Source organism: Sphingopyxis sp., from assembly GCF_041916015.1.
GTDB lineage: Bacteria > Pseudomonadota > Alphaproteobacteria > Sphingomonadales > Sphingomonadaceae > Sphingopyxis.
In genome coordinates this window covers 1-20,719 of record NZ_JAYSAH010000048.1, presented here as the reverse complement: position 1 = coordinate 20,719, position 20,719 = coordinate 1, and the positions used below count along the sequence as shown (strand labels likewise).

Annotated in this window: 17 protein-coding genes; 13 read left to right on the top strand and 4 right to left on the bottom strand. The window is 67.0% G+C overall.

Features of this window, described 5'->3' with window-relative positions; all coding sequences use genetic code 11:
• Window positions 1-810: Hsp70 family protein (locus ACE3SL_RS06675; protein WP_374524972.1), on the top strand; the 810-nt coding region annotated here is incomplete at its 5' end.
• 58 nt (window positions 811-868) lie between these two features.
• Window positions 869-1,996 carry a molecular chaperone DnaJ gene (gene dnaJ / locus ACE3SL_RS06670; RefSeq protein WP_374524971.1) on the top strand — a complete coding sequence of 376 codons (1,128 nt, stop codon included), beginning with the start codon at window positions 869-871 and terminating at the stop codon, window positions 1,994-1,996.
• A gap of 118 nt (window positions 1,997-2,114) precedes the next feature.
• Here the strand turns inward: dnaJ and ACE3SL_RS06665 are convergent, their stop codons facing one another.
• Window positions 2,115-4,421, bottom strand: coding sequence for a patatin-like protein (locus ACE3SL_RS06665; protein WP_374524970.1), 2,307 nt, complete (start codon window positions 4,419-4,421; stop codon window positions 2,115-2,117).
• A gap of 441 nt (window positions 4,422-4,862) precedes the next feature.
• Between ACE3SL_RS06665 and ACE3SL_RS06660 the strand changes: the two genes are divergently transcribed.
• The 5 genes from ACE3SL_RS06660 to ACE3SL_RS06640 all read left to right on the top strand — a co-directional run bounded on the left by ACE3SL_RS06660 (window position 4,863) and on the right by ACE3SL_RS06640 (window position 13,892).
• Window positions 4,863-7,073, top strand: a complete 2,211-nt coding sequence (locus ACE3SL_RS06660) for a TonB-dependent receptor (protein ID WP_374524969.1) — start codon at window positions 4,863-4,865, stop codon at window positions 7,071-7,073.
• Window positions 7,074-7,182: 109 nt separating this feature from the next.
• Complete coding sequence (locus ACE3SL_RS06655; protein ID WP_374524968.1) at window positions 7,183-8,268, top strand: PepSY-associated TM helix domain-containing protein; 1,086 nt, start codon at window positions 7,183-7,185, stop codon at window positions 8,266-8,268.
• A gap of 227 nt (window positions 8,269-8,495) precedes the next feature.
• A complete protein-coding gene (locus ACE3SL_RS06650) occupies window positions 8,496-10,664 on the top strand; it encodes a primosomal protein N' (RefSeq protein ID WP_374524967.1) in 2,169 nt (722 codons plus the stop codon).
• 58 nt (window positions 10,665-10,722) lie between these two features.
• Window positions 10,723-12,258, top strand: coding sequence for a hypothetical protein (locus ACE3SL_RS06645; protein ID WP_374524966.1), 1,536 nt, complete (start codon window positions 10,723-10,725; stop codon window positions 12,256-12,258).
• Between the two features lie 83 nt (window positions 12,259-12,341).
• Complete coding sequence (locus ACE3SL_RS06640) at window positions 12,342-13,892, top strand: alpha/beta hydrolase (protein WP_374524965.1); 1,551 nt, start codon at window positions 12,342-12,344, stop codon at window positions 13,890-13,892.
• Here ACE3SL_RS06640 and ACE3SL_RS06635 read toward each other — a convergent pair.
• Both ACE3SL_RS06635 and ada read right to left on the bottom strand, forming a co-directional pair.
• A complete protein-coding gene (locus ACE3SL_RS06635) occupies window positions 13,886-14,644 on the bottom strand; it encodes an isocitrate lyase/phosphoenolpyruvate mutase family protein (RefSeq protein ID WP_374524964.1) in 759 nt (252 codons plus the stop codon). The genes ACE3SL_RS06640 and ACE3SL_RS06635 overlap by 7 nt on opposite strands.
• Window positions 14,641-15,675, bottom strand: a complete 1,035-nt coding sequence (ada, locus tag ACE3SL_RS06630) for a bifunctional DNA-binding transcriptional regulator/O6-methylguanine-DNA methyltransferase Ada (protein WP_374524963.1) — start codon at window positions 15,673-15,675, stop codon at window positions 14,641-14,643. Before ada ends, ACE3SL_RS06635 begins: the two co-directional genes overlap by 4 nt.
• Before the next feature lie 160 nt (window positions 15,676-15,835).
• Here ada and ACE3SL_RS06625 point away from each other — a divergent pair, with 160 nt between their 5' ends.
• Genes ACE3SL_RS06625 through ACE3SL_RS06610 form a run of 4 tightly spaced genes read left to right on the top strand, consistent with a single transcriptional unit; the run spans window position 15,836 to window position 18,765 of the window.
• Complete coding sequence (locus tag ACE3SL_RS06625; RefSeq protein WP_374524962.1) at window positions 15,836-16,657, top strand: DUF2306 domain-containing protein; 822 nt, start codon at window positions 15,836-15,838, stop codon at window positions 16,655-16,657.
• A gap of 36 nt (window positions 16,658-16,693) precedes the next feature.
• Window positions 16,694-18,211, top strand: a complete 1,518-nt coding sequence (locus ACE3SL_RS06620; protein ID WP_374524961.1) for a S1C family serine protease — start codon at window positions 16,694-16,696, stop codon at window positions 18,209-18,211.
• Between the two features lie 31 nt (window positions 18,212-18,242).
• A complete protein-coding gene (locus ACE3SL_RS06615; RefSeq protein ID WP_297663609.1) occupies window positions 18,243-18,491 on the top strand; it encodes a type II toxin-antitoxin system Phd/YefM family antitoxin in 249 nt (82 codons plus the stop codon).
• Entirely contained in the window at window positions 18,478-18,765 is a 288-nt protein-coding gene (locus ACE3SL_RS06610) for a type II toxin-antitoxin system RelE/ParE family toxin (RefSeq protein WP_374524960.1), read from the top strand. Before ACE3SL_RS06615 ends, ACE3SL_RS06610 begins: the two co-directional genes overlap by 14 nt.
• Here ACE3SL_RS06610 and ACE3SL_RS06605 read toward each other — a convergent pair.
• The gene (locus ACE3SL_RS06605; protein WP_374524959.1) at window positions 18,762-19,439 is read right to left on the bottom strand and encodes a dienelactone hydrolase family protein; all 678 of its coding nucleotides are present in this window, start codon (window positions 19,437-19,439) and stop codon (window positions 18,762-18,764) included. The genes ACE3SL_RS06610 and ACE3SL_RS06605 overlap by 4 nt on opposite strands.
• A gap of 282 nt (window positions 19,440-19,721) precedes the next feature.
• Between ACE3SL_RS06605 and ACE3SL_RS06600 the strand changes: the two genes are divergently transcribed.
• Together ACE3SL_RS06600 and ACE3SL_RS06595 are read left to right on the top strand one after the other, a co-directional pair.
• Window positions 19,722-20,288, top strand: coding sequence for a F0F1 ATP synthase subunit delta (locus ACE3SL_RS06600; RefSeq protein WP_374524958.1), 567 nt, complete (start codon window positions 19,722-19,724; stop codon window positions 20,286-20,288).
• 39 nt (window positions 20,289-20,327) lie between these two features.
• A partial coding sequence (locus ACE3SL_RS06595) for an HAS-barrel domain-containing protein (RefSeq protein ID WP_374524957.1) occupies window positions 20,328-20,719 on the top strand: 392 nt, incomplete at its 3' end.

The window sequence follows — 20,719 nt, the reverse complement described above, 5'->3', positions numbered from 1 at the left end:
GTCGCGATCGGCGCCGCGATCCAGGCGGGCGTGCTGCAGGGCGACGTCAAGGACGTGCTGCTGCTCGACGTGACCCCGCTGTCGCTCGGCATCGAGACGCTGGGCGGCGTGTTCACGCGCATGATCGACCGCAACACCACCATCCCGACCAAGAAGTCGCAGGTCTATTCGACCGCCGACGACAATCAGTCGGCGGTGACGATCCGCGTCTTCCAGGGCGAGCGCGAAATGGCCGCCGACAACAAGATGCTCGGCCAGTTCGACCTCGTCGGCATCCCGCCGGCGCCGCGCGGCGTGCCGCAGATCGAGGTGACCTTCGACATCGACGCCAACGGCATCGTGTCGGTCCACGCCAAGGACAAGGGCACCGGCAAGGAGCAGCAGATCAAGATCCAGGCCTCGGGCGGGCTCAGCGACGCGGACATCGACCAGATGGTCAAGGACGCCGAGCAGTTCGCCGAAGAGGACAAGAAGCGCCGCGAGGCGGCCGAGGCGAAGAACAACGCCGAAAGCCTGATCCACACGACCGAACGCCAGCTCGAGGAACATGGCGACAAGATCGATGCTGGCCTCAAGAGCGAGATCGAAGCAGCGGTAGCCGAAGCCAAGGCCGCGGTCGAAGGCGGCGATCCCGCCGCGATGACCGAAAAGTCGCAGGCGCTGGCGCAGGTCGCGATGAAGCTCGGCCAGGCGATCTATGAAAAGGAACAGCAGGCCGCGGCATCGCCCGCCGCCGACGCTGGCGAGCAGAAGGCCGACGAAGATGTCGTCGATGCCGAATTCTCGGAAGTCGAAGACGACAAGAAGTAAGACAGAAGCTCTCCCCGCCGGGCCTTCGGGCGCGGCGGGGTTGAGGGGGTTTTGAAGAATGTCGCTCGACATCGATTATTACGAACTGCTCGAAGTCGAGCGCACCGCCGACGACGCCACGCTGAAAGCGAGCTATCGCAAGCTCGCGATGCAATATCATCCCGACAAGAATCCGGGGTGCGGCGACAGCGAGGCGCGCTTCAAGGCGATCAACGAGGCCTATGACTGCCTGAAGGACCCGCAGAAGCGCGCCGCCTACGACCGCTTCGGCAAGGACGGAGTCAACGGCGCGGGCGGCTTCGGCGGCGGCAACGGCGCCGATTTCGGCGACATCGGCGATATTTTCGAATCGATCTTCGGATCGGCCTTCGGCGGGCGCCAGCAGCAGCGCGGCCCCGCGCGCGGCGCCGACCTTCGCTACGACATGGAAATCCGGCTCGAGGACGCCTTCACCGGCATCAGCCGCGAGATTCAGGTCGATGTCGCCGCCCGCTGCGAGACATGCGACGGATCGGGCGCCAAGCCCGGCACCTCGACCCACCGCTGTTCGACCTGCGCCGGCCACGGCAAGGTGCGCGCGCAGCAAGGCTTCTTCATGGTCGAGCGCACCTGCCCGACCTGTCAGGGTGCAGGCGAGGTGATCGCCGACCCGTGCAACACATGCCATGGCGAAGGCCGCGTCGACCGGCGCAAGACGCTGACCGTCAACATCCCCGCCGGGGTCGACGAGGGCACGCGCATCCGCCTGTCGGGCGAGGGCGAGAGCGGCGCGCGCGGCGCAGCGCCGGGCGATCTTTACATCTTCCTCCACATGGCGCGGCACAAGGTCTTCGAGCGCGAGGGCACGACGCTCTTCACCCGCGCGCCGATCAGCTTCACCACCGCGGCGCTCGGCGGCTCGATCGCGATTCCCGGGCTCGACGGCAAGAAACACGACATCGGCATTCCGGCGGGCATCCAGTCGGGCAAGCAGCTCCGCCAGCGCGGCGCGGGCATGCCGGTGCTCAATGGCCGCGGCACCGGCGACCTCGTCGTCCAGATCGATGTCGAGACGCCGACGAAGCTCAGCGCCAAGCAGAAGGAATTGCTGCAGGCGTTCCGCGAAACCGAAACCGGCGACGAATGCCCCGCGAGCCAGGGCTTCTTCGGACGCATCAAGGACATGTGGGACGATCTGACGGAGTGATCCGTCCCGATATCGCCAACATTCCAATAGTGTCATCCCCGCGAAAGCGGGGACCCAGAGCGGGCGTAGGCTGACGGCGCTCCTGGGTCCCCGCTTTCGCGGGGATGACACTTTGTGGTTACCCGATCTCCGACCTCAACTCCGCAATCAGCCCTTTCACCTTCGGCAGCCGTGCCTCTTCCTCCTCCAATATCGCGTGAAACGCCCGCCGCTTGATCGCCGCCAGCGCGTCGGCCGCCAGCGCCCCCGCAACACTGCTCGCAACGATATCGACCAGCCGGTCGGCGCCGTGGAGCCGTCCCCAAAGATAATCATTCTCGCGGTACGCACGGCTGAAGAAGGCGCCGAAGCTGTTGAACTCGACCCCTTTCAACATCGCCGCCGCGCCGCCGGTGCGGATCGCGGTCGCATCCGACGGCGAAATGCGATCGACCTTGATCGGATCGAACTCGTCGAACCCCTCGCCCTGCAACAAAGGCAAGGTTGCGATGTCGTAGAAGGGATAACCGAGATAGGCGAGCAGCAGCGTCCGCCGATCATCCTTCGGAAGCTGCGCCAGCCCTTCGGCGACGCGCTCGTCGGCCTCGCTGTCAGCCCCGATCAGATCGCGGCGCTCGCCGATCGCATCGATCCATGCGGCGGGATCGGCATCGGCGGGCACGTCGATCCCGGCCAGCCAATTATCGCCCTCACGCTCCAGATAGAGGCCGAGCGCGGCGTAGATGGCGTCGCGCATCGCGTCGCAGGCCGGGTCGCGCGCATCGCGCTTCGCCTCGACCACCCGGTCGAGCTCGCGCGCGAGGAAACGCAGCCGGCGGATGCGGAAGCCGAGGTCATGGATGCGGAAAAAGACCACCGCATCGTCGCTCGCCCCCATCCCCTTGCGGCCCGACAGCCGGTCGAGCCCGCGCGCGCGAATCTCGTCCCACAGCGCGGCGCGGCGGTTACGGCGGTGGATGTCCCCCGCGGGCGGCGCGAGCCGGTCGACCGCGCCGACCAGCTCCTCCACGACCGACGACAGCTTGAGATGCCCATAGGGCGCATAGGAAAAGCCCGAACGCGCCGCCGCCTGATCCTGCGCCTTGGCGCGCCATTTCTGCAGCCGCGCCGGGGTCGGCGTGTCGAGAAAGAAGGTCGTGCCGAACAGCGCCGCAACCTGTTCCTCGACCTCGACCTTCATCGCGTCGACGATATGCTGCATCCGGCGGATACGGCGCGACATGCCCTCGATCGCCTCCACGCTTTCGCGGATCGGCTGTTCGCGCGGAATTTCGGAGAGCGCGCCGAGGATCGTCGAGAGGAAGCCGGGCAGCTTCGCCTCCTCGCCCTCCTGCACCTCGCCGGGCTTGCCGAAGCTGATCGAGCGGTAGTCGGGCTTGGGGTCGATATAGACGAAGCGCCGGTCGATCTCGCGCCGCGCCGGGCGCTGCTTGAGCGCCGCGATCGCGGGGCGGAAGGGCGCATTCGCCAGCACCGATCCGTCGATCAGCACCCGGTCGGCGGGATCGCCCTCACCGCCCGCGGGCAATTGCGCGCGGATGAAGCCGTCGCGCCCCGGCCAGGCGATCCGCCGCTTGTGGAGCACCCGGTCGAGCTCGCGGAGCGTGAAGGGCGGAAAGGCGCCGGGGAAACTCGCGGTCGCGCGCGCCGCGGCGGTCAGCGACGGCACATCGTCGAGGCTCTTTCCCGCGCGCACGTCGTGCCGGAAGCGCAGGATCAGCCGATGCTCCTCCTCGGTCACGCGCGGCGGGCTGTTGAGCGACAGGAAGGTCTGGTGCCCGGCATAGTCGGTGACCGACACGAACAGATCGACCGGCTGCCCCGCCGGCACGAGCGCCGGCCCCACCGGCCCCTTGTCCATCGCGTCGAAGGCGTCGAGCAGCAGTCCCGAAAAGGTTTCGCCGCCGAAGGGCGGCTCGAACCAGCGCGCGCGGACGAAGCGCGACAGCTTGGCGCGCACCTCGTCCTGCGCGCCCTCGCCCACCGTGCGGTCGATGACGTTGCCGCGCTTCTTCATCATCCAGCCGGCGATCGGCACCGCCCAGAATTTGGTCGCCGCCGACAGCGGCCGCGCGTCGGGATCGAGCAGCTGGTCGACGTCGGCATCCTTCAGCCACAGTTCGGTCAGCGGGTCGAGCGACTGGCCGGTCGCGATCGCGCGCGCGAGGAAAATGCCGTTGATCCCGCCCGCGCTCGCCCCCGCGACGATGTCGGCGAGCACCCGCAGCTTGACCCCGCCCTTCTCGGCAAGCGCCGCGAGCAGCTCCGCATAGACGCGGCCCGACCCGCTCTGTTCGGCCCCCTCATGAAACGCCCGCGACGCCGCGGCGAGCCGCCACACCTCCTTAGTGATGCCGTGCATGTAGACGGCCAGGCTGATGCCGCCGTAGCAGATCAGGGCGAAGCGTAATTCCTTCTCGCGCATCAGGGATGTGATAGCGCGCTTTGGGGCGCGGCGTCACCCCGCAACGGCGACGCGACCGCCGCTTTGGGGTGGGTAGCGGACGCTGCCCTTTCTTTACTTCGTCATCCCCGCGAAAGCGGGGACCCAGAGCGTCCGTCCGCTTACCCATCCCTGGGTTCCCGCTTTCGCGGGAATGACGAAGGGAGAGAGTGCGGCAACTCTCGGTCGTTTGCCGCCATCCGTGCCGCTCTAATCCAATGTCCCCTTCCGGTCGTTTTCTGCCCGTCGTCATTCCGGACTTGATCCGGAATCCATTCTCTCAGCGCTGTGTAAAGTGGGGCCCCGATCACGCCCAGGGTGACGATGCCCCCTGGCCCCGCTTTCCGCCGTCATCCGTCCCCGAAAATCCCTTGCATTTGCGAATGTGTCGCACTAGCGGCCACTCCGAAACAGGAGTTGATAATGAATCGCAAATGGCTCGTCGCGGCGCTGCTCTCCGGCACGCTTTCCTCCCCCGCCTTCGCGCAGGATGCCGTCCCGGCCGATGACGCCGCCGCGCAGGACGACAGCATCGTCGTCACCGCGGCGCGCACGATCCTGCCGCCGAACGCGCTGCCGCTGACGATCGACCTGATCGGCAAGGACACGCTGGACCAGCAGCTCGCCATCTCGGGCTCGGTCACCGATGCGGTGTCGAACCTCACCCCCAGCTTCTCGCCGACGCGGCAGAAGCTGTCGGGCGCGGGCGAGACGCTGCGCGGGCGTTCGCCGCTCTATGCGATCAACGGCATCCCGCAATCGACCCCGATGCGCGACGGCAGCCGCGACGGCTTCACGATCGACGGCTTCTTCGTCGATCGCGTCGAGCTTATCTACGGCTCGAACGCGTTGCAGGGGATCGGCGGCACCGGCGGCATCGTCAATCAGGTCACCGTCGGCGCGCCGAAGGAAGAGGGCCTCGGCGGCCGTGTCCTGCTGCAGGGCACCGCCGATGACGGCTTCAGCAAGGACGGGATCGGCGGCAAGGTCGCGGGGCTCGTCCAGTACAAGGCCGGGCGCTTCGACGCGACGGTCGGCGCGGCGTGGGAGAAGCGCGGCGTCTTCTACGACGGCGAGGGCCGCCGCGCCGGGCTCAACCTGACGCAGGGCGAGACGCAGGATTCGCGGACGCTCTCGCTTTTCGCCCGCCTCGGCTACGAGCTGTCGCCGACCGCGCGGCTCGACCTGATCGCGAGCCGTTTCGAGCTCAAGGGCGACGGCGACTATGTCGCGCTTCCGGGCAACCGCCTCACCGGCGTTCCGACGAGCGCGGTGCGCGGCGATCCGCCGGGCAAGTCGGCGCAGAACCGCACCGAAAGCGTCGCGCTGTCGCTGACCGACAGCGACCTTGGCGGCGGAAATTTCGTCAGCCAGATCTTCTTCAACCGCAGCCGCGACACCTTCGGCGGCGAGGTCGTGACGCAGGCGACCTTCCAAGACCCCGCGCTCGCCCCGGTCGGCACCCTGTTCGACCAGTCGCAGAACCGCAGCCGCAAATTGGGCGCCAAGTTCAGCTATGAGCGCGCGGTCCCCGGCTTCGAGGATCTGACGCTGACGATCGGCTTCGACGCGCTCGTCGACAAGACCGAGCAGGCGCTGATCGCGACCGGCCGCGTCTGGGTGCCGCCGAGCGATTTCCGTAGCCTCGCGCCCTTCGGGCAGGCGAACCTCAAATTGTTCGACGGGATTGTCCGTCTGGCCGGCGGGGTGCGCTGGGAGAATGTGAAGATCAAGATCGACGATTATCACACCCTCGCCTCGACTACCTTCCGCGCCTGTTCGACAACCGTCACCACCAATTGCGGCCCGTCGACCTATGGCGGCGTCGATGTCGCGGGCGGCAAGCCGAAGTTTCAGGACCTGCTGATCAACGGCGGCCTGATCGTCGAGCCGTGGGCGGGCATCCGCGCCTATGCGAGCTATGCCGAGGGCTTCACCGTCCCCGACATCGGCCGCATCACGCGGGCGGTGAACCGCGCCGGGGTCGATCTCGACACTTTCCTCGACATCTCGCCGGTCGTCTCGAACAACCGCGAAATCGGCGTCGAGGTGAAGCGCGGTCCGCTCGATGCCAGCGCGACCTATTTCTGGTCGTCGAGCGACAAGGGTCAGCTTCTCATCGCCCGCCCCGACCGCATCTTCGACGTCCAGCGCCAGCGCGTCGAGATCGAGGGGCTCGAGGTGAACCTCCGCGTCGCGATGCCGGTCGACGGGCTGAAGCTCGGCGTCGGCTACGCCCATATCCAGGGCAAGTACGACAGCGACAGCGCGAACCCCGACGGGATCGTCGATACCGACCTCGACGGCAGCAACATCTCCCCCGACCGCCTGAATCTGAGCGCGAGCTACAACAAGGGGCCGGTCTCGGCGCTGGTGCAGACGCAATTCTTTTTGGATCGCACCTTCCACGGCAAGGCCAACCCCGATCCGCGCAACAATTTCGGCGGCTACAACATCACCGACGCGAGCCTGCGCTACCAGACCGGCTTTGGCGGGCTGAGTCTCAGCGTGCAGAATCTGTTCGACAAATTCTATATCGACTATTCCAGCGACACGCGGCTTCCGACCGACAACCTCTCCTTCTTCGCGGGACGCGGGCGGACCTTCACGCTGGGGTGGGATTACCGGTTCTGATGATGCACCTTTTCGTCATTGCGAGCGCCGAAGGCGCGCGGCAATCCAGAGCGGAGCAAGGCCACTCTGGATTGCTTCGCTCCGCTCGCAATGACGTGGCATTGAAATCATGAAATTGCTCGACACCCTCCACCGCTGGACCGGCGGCCTGATCGGCCTGGTGCTCGCGCTGCTCGGGCTGTCGGGCACGATCCTGCTCTGGGAACATCTGTGGATCGGGCTGCCGGGGACCGGCGATCCGCTGCGCGGCGACCTGGCTACCGTTACGGCGACGACCGAGAGGCTGATGGCGATGCCCGGCGCGCAGGGCATCATCTATGCCGATGAGCGCTTCGGGCTCCACCAACTCCGCTTCGGCAAGGAGGCGGGCGCCTATGCCAGCCAGTCGGGCGAGGTCGTCACGCGCTGGGCGAGCCAGTGGGAGCGCCCCGAGCTCTGGATCTTCGATTTCCACCACCATCTCTTCACCGGCGATACGGGCGAATGGGCGATCGGGACCGCGGGGCTCTGCGGCCTGTTCTTCGTCATCACCGGCGTGATCCTGTGGTGGCGCACCCGCAAGACTTTCCAGTTCCGGCTCTGGCCGAAGCGGATGAGCCGCCCGGCGATCGTCATGCACCACCGCGACCTCGGCATCGTCGCCGCGCCGCTGCTGCTGATTTCGGTCGTCACCGGCACGATGATGATCTTTCAGCCCTTCGCGATGGCGATGATCGCTCCCTTCGGCTCGCCCGTTGAAGCCGCTCAGGCGATGAAGCCGCCGAAATACAAGGGCGGCCCGCTCGCCGAGACGCCCGATTACGCGGCGATGCTCGCCGAAGCGCGCCGCCGCTTCCCCGACGCCGAATTCCGCATCCTCAGCCTGCCGCGCAAGCCGGGCGACCCGATCATGCTCCGGATGCGCCAACAGGCCGAGTGGCTCCCCAACGGCCGCTCGACCTTGTGGTTCGACGCCGCAACCGGCAAGCTGCTCGGCGCGCGCGATGCGCTGGCGATGCCGAGCGGCGCGCAGGCCTTCAACAAGGCCTTTCCGATCCACGCGGCCAAGGTCGGCGGCTGGGGCTGGCGGGTCGTCATGACGATCTCGGGCGTTTCGATGACGATGCTCGGCAGCTTCGCCGTGTGGAGCTTCTGGTTCCGGCGGCCGAAACCGGCGAAGCGCCGCACGAAAAAGGTGGCACTGGCCTCAGCATAAGTGGAAGCTTGCGGCGGCTTCGGGGTGGGGAGCGGACGTGCCCTTTCTTTACTTCGTCATCCCCGCGAAAGCGGGGACCCAGAGCGTCCGTCCGCTTACCCATCCCTGGGTTCCCGCTTTCGCGGGAATGACGAAGGGAGAGAGTGCGGCAACTCTCGGTCGTTAACCGCCATCGCCGACCTCACCGCTTTCCTATTTCCCGCTGCGCCCTATATCCTGCCCAGCCCATGACCCGCGCCCGCGTCCTCCTTCTGACCGCCGCTCTCGGCCCGCTCGACTATCGCGTGCCCTACGGCACCGACGCGCCGCTCGGCAGCGTCGTCGTTGCGCCGCTTGGGCCGCGGCGTATGGGCGGCGTGGTGTGGGAGGATGCAAGCTTCGGTGCGCCCGATCCGGTCGGCGACAATCGCCTCCGCAACCTGTTCGAGGTCGTGCCGGTGCCGCCCGTCCCCGCCCCGCTCCGCCGCCTCGTCGAATGGACGAGCGACTATTATCTTGCGCCGCCGGGATCGGTGCTGCGCATGGTTCTCCCCGGCGCCGCCTTCGCCGACGCGCGCCGCCCGATCGTCGAATATCGCGCGACCGGCGAAATCCCCAAGCGCATGACCCCGCAGCGCACCGTCGCGCTCGAAAAGATCGGCAACCGGCAAGGCATCGTCCGCGAACTCGCGGCGATGGCCGAGGTCAGCGAGGCGGTGATCCGCGGGCTCGTCCAGACCGGCGCACTCGAAGCGGTCAGCGTCTCGGCGGACGCGCCCTATCCCGAACCCGATCCCGCCTTCGCGCCGCCCGACCTCTCCGCCGAGCAATCGGCGGCCGCGCAGCAACTGCGCGACGCCGTCGCCGCCGCGAAATTCGAGACTTTGCTGCTCGACGGCGTCACCGGATCGGGCAAGACCGAAGTCTATATGGAGGCGATCGCCGCCGCGATCGATGCGGGCAAGCAGGCGCTCGTCCTGCTCCCCGAGATCGCGCTGACCGAACCGATGCTGACGCGCTTCGCCGCGCGCTTCGGCTGCGAGCCCGTCGCCTGGCATAGCGGGCTGCGCTCGACCGAGCGCCGCCGCGCCTGGCACAGCATCGCGGCGGGCGAGGCGAAGATCGTCGTCGGGGCGCGCTCGGCGCTGTTCCTGCCCTATGGCCATCTCGGCGTCATCGTCGTCGACGAAGCGCATGAGACGAGTTTCAAGCAGGAGGATGGCGTCCATTATCACGCGCGCGACGTCGCGGTGATGCGCGGGCATTTCGAGGGATTGCCAGTGGTGCTCGCCAGCGCGACCCCCGCGCTCGAAAGTCTCGCGATGGTCGAGGCGGGCCGCTACCGCCACATCATCCTCCCCGCGCGATACGGCGGCGCGACGCTGCCCGACCTCGCCGCCATCGACATGCGCAGCGACCCGCCCGACCGCGGCCGCTGGCTCGCCCCGCCGCTCGTCGAGGCGCTCGCCGACCGCCTCGCGAAGGGCGAACAGAGCCTGCTGTTCCTGAACCGCCGCGGCTTCGCGCCGCTGACGCTCTGCCGCACCTGCGGGCACCGCATCCAGTGCCCGAATTGCACCGCATGGATGGTCGAGCACCGCCTCGTCCACCGCCTCGCCTGCCACCATTGCGGCCATGTCATGCCACCACCGCGACTCTGCCCCGAGTGCGAGGATGAGGACAGCCTCGTCGCCTGCGGCCCCGGCGTCGAACGCGTCGCCGACGAAGTGGCGCTGCGCTTCCCCGAGGCGCGCACCGCGATCGTCACCTCCGATACCTTGTGGTCGCCCGCCAAGGCCGCCGAATTCGTCGAAGCGGTCGAGGCGGGGATGGTCGATATCATCATCGGCACCCAACTCGTGACCAAAGGCTATCATTTCCCGAACCTGACGCTCGTCGGCGTCGTCGATGCCGACCTCGGCCTCGACGGCGGCGACCTCCGCGCCTCCGAACGCACCTTCCAGCAGATGGCGCAGGTGGCGGGGCGCGCCGGGCGCGGGGTGAAACCCGGCGAGGTGCTGATCCAGACGCGTGTGCCCGACGCGCCGGTGATGGCCGCGCTCGTCGCCAACGACCGCGAAGGCTTCTACGCCGCCGAGGCCGCGGCGCGAAAGCACGCCGGTGCGCCGCCCTATGGCCGCTTCGCCGCGCTCGTCATCTCGTCCGAAGATATAGAAATCGCGCGCGGGGTCGCGCAGCGGCTCGGCGAAAAGGCGCCCGCCGCCGACGGTCTCGCCATCTACGGCCCCGCCCCCGCACCGCTCGCGATGCTACGCGGGCGGCACCGTTTCCGCCTGCTGCTCCACGCGCCGCGCAGCTTCGACCTGCAAGGGGCAATTCGCGACTGGGTCGGCCGCATCGACTGGCCGGCGAAGGCGCGCCTCGCGATCGACATCGACCCGTACAGCTTTGTCTAGCGTCCGCAGCGCTTTACAGCGGCGGGCCGCACTGGCACATGGCGGACGGGGGACGCAGATGCAGAAATTATTATGGGGCCTGGCGGCCGGATTCACGGCGTTCGCGGCGGCACCGGCCGAAGCCAAATGGCTTCGCGCCGACACCGATAATTTCATCATCTATAGCGAGGGCAGCGACAAGTCGCTCCGCAATTTCGCTGGCAAGCTTGAGCGCTTCGACGCGGCGCTTTGCATCCGCTTCGGCATCCCGCGCGACAAGGAACCCAACCGCCTCACCGTCTATCTGGTCGAGCGCGCCGCCGACGCCGGCAAGTTGACCGGCGGCCGGCTCGGTCCATCGATAGCGGGATTCTACAGACCCGACCCCGAAGGCAGCTACGCAGTCTCGAACCGCGAAGATACCGTCATCAAGGGCACGCCCGAATGGCAGCAGACGCTGTTCCATGAATATAGCCATCACTTCATGCGCCGCTATCTGCCGGCCGCCTTTCCCGCCTGGTTCATCGAAGGTTTCGCGGAATATTATTCGACCGCCGATTTCACCAGGGAGGGCAAGGCCGAGATTGGAAAGCCACCCTATGGGCGCGCCTATGGGCTGCTCGAAATGCCCAAGATACCCGCCGAGACCCTGCTCCTTCAACGGCCCACGACGATGCACAATTCGGGGCAGATGGATGTCTATTATGGCCGCTCCTGGCTTTTGACGCACATGCTTTACAATGTCCCGGAACGCGCGGGGCAACTTGGCGCCTATATCGACGCTATCAACAAGGGGGTGCCCGCCAAAAAGGCTGCCGCGGACGCATTCGGCGACCTCGCGCAGCTCGACCGCGACCTCAACGCCTATCTGGCCAAGCGCCTGACCTATCGCACCACCGCCGAACCCGTACCCGTCGCCGGCGCCATTACGGTCACGGCTCTATCGGTGGCCGATGATGCGATGCTGCCGCTGCAGCTCGCGCGAAAGAGCGCCGACAGGGACGAAGCCCGGCTCGTCAAGGTGCGCGATGCCCTGAGGAAGCTGGCGGTCGAATATCCCGACGATGCGAACATCTGGTACGAACTCGCCATGGCCGAATGGGACATGGGCAAGGAAAAGCGCGAAACAGCGGCCGCCCGGGCGGCGATCGACAGGGCGCTGGCGATCGAACCGAAGCATGTTCGCGCCAACGTCCTGCTCGGCCGCATGAGGATCGCCGACCTGCGAGACAAGGACGATCCCTCGGCAGCGGACTGGAATGCGGCGCGCAAGCCGATCATTACCGCGAACAAGGCCAATCCCGACGATCCCGTACCGCTCTTCGCCTATTATGAAAGCTTTGGAGCTCAGGGCATCGCGCCGCCGTCCATCGCGATTGACGGGCTGGCCCGGTCGTTCGCGCTGGCACCCGAAAACGGCCAGACGCGGGTCAGCTACGCTTTCGCGCTCGCCGGACAGCGGAAATTCGATGCCGCGATCCATCTCGCCAAGGTCATCGCCTTCGATCCGCATGGCGGCGGCGAAGGCCTGAAGCTCCTCGATGAGCTGGAAGCCATGCGCGCACGGGCCGAAGGCAGGACCCCTCCGAAGGCCGGAACCGAGACCGACGAGTAGACGAAAGCCCTTTACACATCGCGCCACCCAACTAGACCTCGGCCATGCCCTGCCTGCAATCGCACCGCGCGCTTTCTGTACTCATGCTGGCTTTTGCCGCATCCCTCCCGGTCCAGGCCGCGAGCGCCGCGCCCGTCGCCGTCCCGGTGGTAACGACACGCGACCTCGGCGATGACGCCGGGGGACGCCTGCTCGTCTTCGCGCAGAAGGTCGAGCCCGGCGCCAAGCCGCAGGATGAGGTCGATACCTCGCCGTTCGAGCCAACGGGCACCGCGATCGCGGCGATCGAGGTCAAGCATCTCGCACCCGGCGAAACGGCGCTCGTCGGCACCGACGTCGATGCCTTTCCGACCGCCTGGTCGAAGCTCGCTCCCGGCACCTACCGGTTGCAGGCCGTGCTCGATCGCAATCACGATTATAATTACGGCGGCCGCGGTCCCGGCGATCTGGTATCGCGGGTTGTCGAGGTGAAGCTGCCGGGGCCGGTCCCGACGCTGACGCTCGACACCGAAATTTCCGCGCGCGACTTCGATGCGCGCCTCGCCTCGCTCCCGGCCGACAAGCGCGCCGAGGTCGAACTGGGCCTTCGGAACGTCGAAGCGGTCGATGTCCCCAGCCCGCTGATGACCGGATTCTCGGGACGCGCGACCTCGATCAAGGGCTGGATCGCGCTGCCGCCCGGATATGCGGCGGGCAAGCAGACCTATCCCGTTGCCTATTCGGATGGCGGTTTCGGCAGCAATGCGGACAGCGCGAAGATGAACGCCGCCGGCGTCGCCGCGATGATGGCGAAGGGCGAGATGCCGCCGATGATCTGGGTGATCCTCGACCACCATATCGCGACCGGCACGCACGAATTTGCCGATTCGGCGAACAACGGCCCGTGGGGCGCCGCGCTGACCAGCGAGGCGATCCCAGCACTCGAGGCGAAATACCGCATGGATGCGCGCGCCTCGGGCCGCTTCCTCAACGGCCACAGCTCGGGCGGCTGGTCGACGCTATGGCTGCAGGTCGCTTATCCGAAGATCTTCGGCGGCACCTGGCCGACGTCGCCCGATCCCGGCGATTTCCACGACTTCACCAACATCGACATCTACGCACCGGATGCCAACGCTTATGCCGGCGCCGACGGAAAAGACCGGCCGCTGATCCGCGACGAGGGCAAGGTCGTCGCGACGCTGCGCCAGTTCGCGCAGCTCGAATCGGCGCTCGGCCCCTATGGCGGCCAGTTCGCGAGCTTCGACTGGGTCTTTTCGCCGCGCTGCCCCGACGGCCGCCCTTGTCCGCTGTTCGACCGCGCGACCGGCAGGATCGACCCCGCCGTCGCCGCTTATTGGCGCGAGCATTACGATATCGCGCACATCGTCGCGCGCGACTGGCCGGCGCTGAAGCCCGACCTCGACGGCAAGATCCACCTGATCGTCGGGACCGCCGACACCTTCTATCTCGACGGCCCTGCGCACCGTCTGCAGGCGGTTCTCGACGGGCTCGGCGCGAAATCCTCGTTCCGCTTCGTCCCCGGCCGCACCCATTTCGACCTCTATGCCGAGGGTGAGGACAAGATGGCGCTGCTCAAGACGATCGCGAAGGAAATGTACGCCGTGGCGCGGCCGGGCTCGGCGACACCTCAATAATCGGGCTCTTCGCCGCCCAGCACCTGCTTCGCCTGCCCGGTGAGCCATTCCATCGCACCCGCCCACGGCTGGTGCCCGTGGCTGATCCGCGCAACGCCGAGCGCGGCGAGTTCCTTGTGCGTCGGACCGCCCTTGCCGCGCAGGATATTGACCGGCAGCGGCGAACCTTCACAGATTGCCCCGATGCATTTGGGGTCGAGCAGGAAGGGCACGAACAGCGACCCCGCCCCCGCATCGGCATAGGCGCGCGCGCGTTCGAGCGTCGCCGCGACGAGCGCGTCGCCATCCTTCACCGCATCCTGTCCGCGAAAGACATCGCAGCGCGCATTGACGAAGATGCCGGTGTCGGCGGCAGCGCGATAGCGCGCCTGCGCTTCGGCGATCGCCAACAGCTCGAATTCGCCGGGCAGCCGGTCTTCCATGTTGATCCCCGCCGCGCCCGCTGCCTTCGCGCGGCCGACCGAGACGCCGACCGCCGCTGCGTCGGCGCCATAGCCCGATTCCATGTCGATCGTGACCGGCAGGTCGGTGACCGACAGGATGCGGGCGAGATTTTCGAACACATCCTCCAGCGGGAAATCCTCGCCGTCGGCGCGGCCCTGCGCACCCGCGACGCCGTAGCTGCCCGTCGCGATCGCCTTCGCACCCGCTGCCGCGACCGCCTTCGCGCTCCCCGCGTCCCAGATATTGACGAGGATCAGCGGGTCGCCGGGAACATGCAGCGCGCGGAACTGGGCAATCTTGTCGGTCATCGGCTTTCCCTTTTCAGAAGTTCGCGCTTGATCGGCAGCCCATAGGCATAGCCGCCGAGCGTCCCGTCGCTGCGTACCACGCGATGGCACGGGATCAACACCGCGACGTTGTTCGCGCCATTGGCGCTGCCCGCCGCGCGCACCGCCTTCGGCTTGCCGACCGCAGCCGCAATATCGGCATAGCTGCGCGTCTCACCCGCCGGGATTTTCCTGAGCTCGCGCCACACCGCTTCCTGAAAGGCCGTGCCCTTCACGTCGATCGGGATATGGTCGAAGCCGCCCGTCGGCGCCTCGACCGCATCGACCACCTCCTTCAGCAGCGCCTCGAACGCCGTGCCGCCTTCGACGAGATCGGCTGCGGGGAAGCGTTCCTCGAGCGCTTCGCGGCCTTCGTCGAACGACAGGCGGCAGACGCCTTTCTCCGTCGCGGCGACGAGCATGTCGCCAAGGCTGGTCGGCACGACCGCCCAGTGGATCGTCGTACCCCGGCCGCCGTTGACCCACGCCGACGCCGTCATGCCCATGCGTCCCTCCATATTTTCGTAAAAGCGCGACGGCCCCGAAAAGCCCGCGTCATAGATCGCATCGGTGACCCGCGTGCCGTCGCTCAACGCCTGCCGCGCGCGCTCTTCGCGCAGCGCACGCGCATAGGCGGCGGGCGAAAGCCCGGTATGGCGGGTGAAGACGCGCTGGAAATGCGTCGGCGAATAGCCGGTGCGCGCGGCGAGATCGGCGAGCGCGAGCGGTTCCTCGCTCGCCTTGATCGCCTGTATCGCGGCGAGCACCGCACCCTCGTCGCGCGCGACGTCATCAGGCAGACACCGCTTGCACGGCCGCAGCCCGGTTTCGCGCGCCGCCGTGCCGTCCGCGAAGAAGCGGACATTCTCGCGCAAAGGGTGCCGCGCCGCGCAGCTCGGCCGGCAATAGATACCGGTCGTCAGCACCCCGGTGACGAAGCGCCCGTCGAGCGCGCGGTCGCGGCGCAGCACCGCCGCCCAGCGATCGTCGTCGGTCATGGTTTCGGCGTTCATTGTCTTTCCTTTCTAAGGACCTCGCTGCCTGATTGCCATGGCCTCGCTTCGCGTGCGTCCCGATGCTTGCGGTCAAACATCACCCTTACTGTATTGCTGTATTATAACATTGACTCACCATGAACCCTCGGGCATTCTCGTGCCGACATCGGGGAGCATTATGGCGACCATCGACGCATCTTTCACGCCGGCACGTCCGGCGCGCCGCACCGACTGGCTCGGTCGCGCCGCGGCCTTCTGTTTTCTGTCGATCGCGGCAGGGCAGTTGCTTTTCACCGCCTTCATCCTGCTCTTCTATTATCCGTCGTCGCTGTCGGGCGATTTCGCCGCGTGGAACAGCAAGCCGCTGATCAAGGGTTTCGTCGCGGGCGATACCGGCGGCAATCTCTTCTTCGCGGTACATGTGCTGATGGCGGCGGTCATCACCTTCGGCGGGCTGGTCCAGCTCGTCCCCGCGATCCGAAATCGCTGGCCCGCAGTCCACCGCTGGAACGGACGGCTCTATCTTCTCAGCGCAGCAATGCTCGCGCTCGGCGGGCTCTGGCTGACCTGGGGCCGCGGTACGTGGATGAACCTGACCGGCGCGGTCGGGATCAGCCTCGACGCGCTGCTCATCCTCGCTTTCGCGATGCTCGCCTTTCGCAGCGCGCGGGCGCGCCGCTTCGCCGAGCACCGCCGCTGGGCCTTGCGCCTCTTCGCAGTCGCGAGCGCGGTGTGGTTCATGCGCGTCGGCTATATGGCGTGGGGGATCGCGACCGGCGGCGCCGGGATCGGTCAGGCCATGGACGGTCCCTTCGACCTGTTCCTCGCTTTCGCCAATTCGCTGCTGCCGCTCGCGGTCACCGAACTCTATATCCGCGCCGGCACGCGCGGAACGCCTGCCGCGCGAAAGGGCGTCGCCGCGCTGCTCGCGGTCTGCGGGGTCGTCATCCTCGCTGGCAGCGCCGGCGCGTGGATGATGATGTGGAGCCCCTACCTCTGACTTGCCTTCCGATCGTCAGCGGCTAGGGTCGCCGCCATGACCCGCCTCCTCGCGTTCCTGCTCGCCCTGTTCGCCGTCACCCTGCCCGCGCACGCCGCCGACGATATCAGCGCCGCCTCGCGCAGCGTCGTGCGCGTCGTCACCGTCGCGATGGTCGATGGCGAGGTCGTCGGCTTCGGCCACGGCAGCGGCATCGCGATCTCGCCGACGCGGATCGTCACCAACGCGCATGTCGTCGAATCGGCGGTCAAATATCCGGGCAATGTCGCGCTCGGCGTCGTCCCGTCGGAAGGGCAGAAAAGCTACGCCGCCAAGCTGATCGCGGTCGATACGAACCGCGACCTCGCGCTGATCGAGATCAGCGAGGCACGGCTCCCCGTCGCGGCGGTCTATACCGGCCCGCTCGATTCGGGCGCCGACATCGTCGCGCTCGGCTATCCGGGCAATGTCGATCTTGCGACCGCGCGCAGCGCCGCCGACTATATCACGCCGCGCACACCGGTGCGCAGCGACGGCAATCTGTCGAACACCCAGACTGTCGACGGCGTCGCGATGCTCGTCCACACCGCCAAGATATCGCGCGGCAATTCGGGCGGGCCGCTCGTCGACCAGTGCGGCCGCATCGTCGGCATCAACACCGCGATCACCCGCGCCGACGACGGCGATTCGCCCTTCGCCTTCGCGATCTCGACCCGCGAACTCACGCGTTTCCTCGCCGACGCCGGACAGCAATATGGATCGATCGGGACACCGTGCCTGTCGATGGCCGAAGCCGACGCGCGCGACCGCGCCGCGCTCGACGCCGACGCGCGCAAGGCGGCCGAGGCCAATGCCGCGAAGGAACAGGCGGCCGCGCTCGACCGCCAGCTCAAGCAGGCGCGCGCCGAGGAGGAAGCACTCGACGCCCGCGAAAATCGCATCGCGCTCGCCGGAGTATTGTTCGTGATCGGCGCGCTGTCGGCGGGCGCGGGCCTCATGTTCTACAACCAGAAGAATATGCGGAACGCGAAGATCGCAGGCGGCATCGGCGCCGTCCTCATACTCGCCGCCGCAGTGCTGTTCGTCACCCGCCCCGACGCCCACGCCGAAATCAAGGACGACACCAGGCCGCCCGCGACGACCGAGACGCCGAAGCTCGCCAGCGGCCAGTTCCTCTGCACCATCCGCCCCGACCGCAGCCGCATCACCGTCTCGGCGACCACCGACGTGCCGGTGAAGATCGGCGCGAACGGCTGCGTCAACGACCGTACCCAATATGCGCAAGGGTCCGACGGCCATTGGCAGCGCATCCTCGTCCCCAACGACGAAGCGACGGTGACGGTCGCCTCGCTCGATCCGACGGGCAAGGAATATCGCGTCGACCGCTATCTGCTCGATGCCGACACGATGACAAAGGCGCGCGAGATCCGCGCCGGCGTGACGCTGAAGAGCTGCACCGCCGACGCCGATGCGCTCGCGGGGCTGGCGACGCAGCAGGAAGCGATCCGCTCGGTCCTGCCCGCCAGCCCGAACGAGCGGCTCGTCTATCAGTGCCAGAAGACGGCGGCGCCTTGACGTGACCAGTTAAAAGACCTATTAAATGGTCATGGGAAAGCCGCTTCTCGCCGATTTCGGTATCAGCATCTCGGAACTCAAGAAGAATCCGTCCGCCGCCATCCGCGCCGCAGATGGCGCGCCGGTCGCGATCCTCAACCGCAACACGCCTGAGGCCTATCTCGTCCCCGCCGACGCGTGGGAAGCGATCCTCGACGCGCTCGACGACATCGAATTGGTGCGGATCGTCAAGGAACGCCAGGGTCAGGAGGAAATCGAGGTTTCGATTGACGACCTATAGGCTGACCTTCCTCCGTGATGCCAAGAAGGAATGGGACAAGCTGGCGTCGCCGCTGCGCAAACAGCTCGAGAAGAAGTTGCGCGAACGTCTGGATACACCCCGGGTCGAAGCGGATCGGCTGCATGGCTTGCCCGACTGCTACAAGATAAAGTTGCGCTCGGCGGGATACAGGCTCGTCTATCGCGTTTTCGACGATCGCATCGTCGTCCAGATTGTCGCCATTGGAAAATGCGAACGCAACGAAGCCTATGAGCGCGCCGCGCGGCGCCTCTAACCCTCGCACGCCCTGAACAGCATCAGCGTGCGCTCGCGCGCCAGCTCGCTCGACGGCTCGTGATAATCCTTGCGCCGGTCGCTGTTGAAGCCGTGCCCGGCCTCATAGACGAAGATCTGCGCGGTCGGGTGATCCTTCGCGATCAGCGCCTCGACGCCTTCCATCGGAATGCCGCCGTCGAAGCGGCCGAAATGGGCGATCGTCGCGCAGGCGGGCGCCTCGTCCGCAAACTGCGTCGGCACGAGGCTGCCATAATAAGAGGACGCGCCCGCGAGGTCGGGGCTGATCTGCGCCATCCGCCAGGCGACCGACCCGCCATAGCAATAGCCGGTGATGAAGACGGGCCCCTTCCCCTTCAGCGCGTCGATGCAGGTCTGCGCGTCCTTGAGGCTCTGCTCGAACGGATGGAGCCTCCGCGCCAGCTCGACCGCGCGCTCGAACTGCGGCCCCGAATAGTCGCTCTCGAATCCCGGATGCTCGCGGTCGAACAGCGCGGGGGCGAGCACCTCATAGCCGTCGGCGGCATATTCGTCGCACAGCTCGCGGATATGATCGGTGACCCCGAAGATTTCCTGGATCAGGACCAGCCCGCCGCGCCGTTCGCCCTCAGGCGGCGCATGATAGACCGCGATCTCCGCGCCATCGTCCATCGTCATCCGGATCGTCTCGCCCATATACTTATCCTTCACCCGTTCGGACTGAGCTTGTCGAAGTCCCGTCCTTCCTTCTTGCAACCTTTGAAGAAAGAACGGCCCTTCGACAAGCTTAGAGCCTGCCCCCGCGAAGGCGGGGGGCGAGCGGCTTTTGGGGGGTGTCGGGATTCATCCCACCCCCCGCCTTGCATTGCGCCGGAATCGTTGCTACGCGCGCCGCGACTTTGCAGCGGGGGCATCTTCGGACGCCAGCACAATCCGCGCAGCCATCCCCCTCGGGATCGTAGAGAAGGACTTTCGCGCGTGGAGAATTCCGGCGGCATTCAGGGCAACATCACGGCGGGCCTCGCGGGCCGCTATGCCAGCGCGCTGTTCGATCTGGCCCGCGAATCGAACGCGATCGATGCGGTTCAGAAGAGCCTCGGCGCTCTCACCGCCGGTCTCGCCGATTCGGCCGATCTGGCGGCGCTGATCGCAAGCCCCGTCGTCAGCCGCGGCGACGCCGCGAAGGCGATCGAAGCCGTCGCCAAGGCGCTCAAGCTCGATTCGCTGACCGGCAAATTCCTCGGCGTCCTTGCCGGGAATCGCCGCCTCGCCGACCTGCCCGGCATGATCGCCGCCTATAACGCGATCGTCGCCGATCACCGCGGCGAAGTGACGGCGAAGGTCACCAGCGCGCACCCGCTTACCGCCGAGCAGGTGAAGGCGCTGACCGCGAACCTCAAATCCCGTGTCGGCCGCGACGTCACCGTCGCGACGACCGTCGATCCCGCCATTCTCGGCGGCCTCGTCGTCCAGCTGGGCAGCCAGCTGATCGACGGCAGCATCCGTACCCGTCTCAACAGTTTCGCCCAGGCGATGAAGGGCTGAACGCCCCCTACGCCAAAACGCCCGATGAAAGGCTGAATAATGGAAATCCGCGCCGCTGAAATCAGCAAGGTCATCAAGGACCAGATCGCCAATTTCGGGACCGACGCCACGGTCAGCGAAATCGGTTCGGTGCTCTCGGTCGGCGACGGCATCGCCCGCGTCCACGGCCTCGACAATGTCCAGGCCGGTGAAATGGTCGAATTCGCCAACGGCGTGCAGGGCATGGCGCTCAACCTCGAAGCCGACAATGTCGGCATCGTGATCTTCGGCTCGGACGCCGAGATCAAGGAAGGCGACACCGTCAAGCGCACCGGCACGATCGTCGACGTCCCCGTCGGCAAGGGCCTGCTCGGCCGCGTGGTCGACGCGCTCGGCAACCCGATCGACGGCAAGGGCCCGATCGAAGCCGCTTCGCGCCAGCGCGTCGAAGT

Coding starts and splice junctions, on each gene's coding strand:
- ACE3SL_RS06625 (WP_374524962.1), top strand. CDS start 15,836: ATGGCGACCATCGACGCATCTTTCACGCCGGCACGTCCGGCGCGCCGC.
- ACE3SL_RS06635 (WP_374524964.1), bottom strand. CDS start 14,644: ATGACCGACAAGATTGCCCAGTTCCGCGCGCTGCATGTTCCCGGCGAC.
- ACE3SL_RS06645 (WP_374524966.1), top strand. CDS start 10,723: ATGCAGAAATTATTATGGGGCCTGGCGGCCGGATTCACGGCGTTCGCG.
- dnaJ (WP_374524971.1), top strand. CDS start 869: ATGTCGCTCGACATCGATTATTACGAACTGCTCGAAGTCGAGCGCACC.
- ACE3SL_RS06660 (WP_374524969.1), top strand. CDS start 4,863: ATGAATCGCAAATGGCTCGTCGCGGCGCTGCTCTCCGGCACGCTTTCC.
- ACE3SL_RS06615 (WP_297663609.1), top strand. CDS start 18,243: ATGGGAAAGCCGCTTCTCGCCGATTTCGGTATCAGCATCTCGGAACTC.
- ACE3SL_RS06640 (WP_374524965.1), top strand. CDS start 12,342: ATGCTGGCTTTTGCCGCATCCCTCCCGGTCCAGGCCGCGAGCGCCGCG.
- ACE3SL_RS06655 (WP_374524968.1), top strand. CDS start 7,183: ATGAAATTGCTCGACACCCTCCACCGCTGGACCGGCGGCCTGATCGGC.
- ACE3SL_RS06650 (WP_374524967.1), top strand. CDS start 8,496: ATGACCCGCGCCCGCGTCCTCCTTCTGACCGCCGCTCTCGGCCCGCTC.
- ada (WP_374524963.1), bottom strand. CDS start 15,675: ATGAACGCCGAAACCATGACCGACGACGATCGCTGGGCGGCGGTGCTG.
- ACE3SL_RS06620 (WP_374524961.1), top strand. CDS start 16,694: ATGACCCGCCTCCTCGCGTTCCTGCTCGCCCTGTTCGCCGTCACCCTG.
- ACE3SL_RS06605 (WP_374524959.1), bottom strand. CDS start 19,439: ATGGGCGAGACGATCCGGATGACGATGGACGATGGCGCGGAGATCGCG.
- ACE3SL_RS06665 (WP_374524970.1), bottom strand. CDS start 4,421: ATGCGCGAGAAGGAATTACGCTTCGCCCTGATCTGCTACGGCGGCATC.